The sequence below is a fragment of the Agromyces aerolatus genome (assembly GCF_031432255.1).
Lineage (GTDB): Bacteria > Actinomycetota > Actinomycetes > Actinomycetales > Microbacteriaceae > Agromyces.
In genome coordinates, this window is sequence record NZ_JAVKGQ010000033.1 from 1 (window position 1) to 1,576 (window position 1,576).

General features: G+C 64.3%; 3 protein-coding genes. All 3 read right to left on the bottom strand.

All coding sequences use genetic code 11. From position 1 onward, the window contains the following. Positions 1-158: 158 nt before the first annotated feature. Positions 159-521, bottom strand: a complete 363-nt coding sequence (locus RH864_RS19135; protein ID WP_310519175.1) for a hypothetical protein — start codon at positions 519-521, stop codon at positions 159-161. A gap of 156 nt (positions 522-677) precedes the next feature. Continuing rightward, positions 678-935 (bottom strand): type II toxin-antitoxin system RelE family toxin, encoded by a 258-nt coding sequence (locus RH864_RS19140; protein WP_310519176.1) that lies wholly within the window; start codon positions 933-935, stop codon positions 678-680. Beyond that, positions 932-1,195 (bottom strand): type II toxin-antitoxin system Phd/YefM family antitoxin, encoded by a 264-nt coding sequence (locus RH864_RS19145; protein WP_310519177.1) that lies wholly within the window; start codon positions 1,193-1,195, stop codon positions 932-934. The genes RH864_RS19140 and RH864_RS19145 overlap by 4 nt, the downstream gene beginning before the upstream one ends. Positions 1,196-1,576 lie beyond the last annotated feature (381 nt).

Sequence of the window (1,576 nt, forward strand, 5' to 3'; positions counted from 1 at the left end):
AGCTCGCGACCCTGGAATGGGTGTGGTGGTGGAACAACCAGCGCCTGCACGGCGAACTCGACATGCGCACCCCCGTCGAGATCGAGGACGCGTATTACGCTGACCTGGAATCAGCCCACCCGGCACCGGCCGGACAAGCAATCCGATAGGAACGAAAGTCAGGCCGATTCACCCAGACCTTTGCCGGTTCGCAGCGCCACGGTTTGTCCGGCGAACGCGTAGTACCTGGTGGCCGTCACGTGGCCGGTGGCGTTGATCTCGATCTCTTGCTCGCCGGCGTAGATTGTCACAGTTTCCGCCCCGAGGATCGTCGTGTCTTCGGCCGTCTCGTCAGCTTTGATAACGGCCGGATACGTCACGCTGGCCTGTTGCCCGTCGACGGTGTACGTGTACGACGTGATCAGGGTGCGGTCCTGAAGATCGGTGAATGCGCCGACGTTAGGCAGCTCGAGGGTGGTTTCGAAGGGTTGGTACGCGTCGTCCCATGCGTTGGCTCGGGTGACGTAGTCCTGCCCGTTCACGTGCGCGTACTGGAGGTGAGGACCCCATCGAGGACGGAGTCGTACTCCCACGACGCCCGTACGGCGCAGTTTGGCGACCCGTCGCGAATGCTCGTTGTTCGGCCGAGCGCGTCGTGCGTGTACCCGAGGGTCTGTTCGTTGCCGTTCTTCCTGGAGTCAGGAGTAGACGTCGCGTCGATGACCGACGCGGAACACGGTCACACGCACGACCGCGTCTTCGACCTCGTAGAGCACGCGATGGTCGCCCACGCGGATGCGCCAGGCATCATCGAATCCGGCGAGCTTCTTCACCCCTGAAGGTCGAGGTTCGCTTTCCAGGGCCGCCAGCGCGGCGAAAACCCGACGTCGCACGACCGGCTCGAGCTTCCGCACTTGCCGCGCCGCGGCAGTGGTGAACTCGACTCGATACTTCACTCCGAGAGCTCGGACCGAAGCTCTTCGAGCGACACCCGGCCGCCGTCATCGTGACGCTTGGCCGCGCGGAGCTCTGCGACATCGCGAGCCATCTCGTACGCCTCGAGCGCCTCGAGGTCCTCGACGCCGATGACCACCGCGGCGAGCTTGCCGTGGCGCGTGACGCCGACCCGCTCGTGACCATACGCAGCCCGCCCGAGCACCCCGGCGAGATCGTCCCGCAGCTCCCGAGTCGACACCGTACTGTTCACCGCCACCATGCGTCCATTCTACCAACTGTGTACACATTTGGGGCTTTGGCTTGAAGTCGCCCAACAGTCACCGACCCGCTCACCACTGCCGCGGCCGCACCAGATGCGCTCATCCAGTGCGGGCCACGCGAAAGACTACTCCTTCAATACACGGGTCGCGCCGACATTCGGGGCCGCGGATCGAGGGACGAGACAACGTCGTCTGCAGCAACGCGACGAAATTGAGATCGATCCAGCCGAGGAACCGCCCCGATCCTGTGGGGTCGCAGTGCCGAACCCGAGTAGGCACGCGGTAAACCCGAGGGGGACAAGCAACCAAGGGGCACATCGCGAACTGACCTGCCCCACGAATTCGGTTCCAGCCTGGGTCGCTAACTCGCGGCGTGGATG

Coding starts and splice junctions, on each gene's coding strand:
- RH864_RS19145 (WP_310519177.1), bottom strand. CDS start 1,195: ATGGTGGCGGTGAACAGTACGGTGTCGACTCGGGAGCTGCGGGACGAT.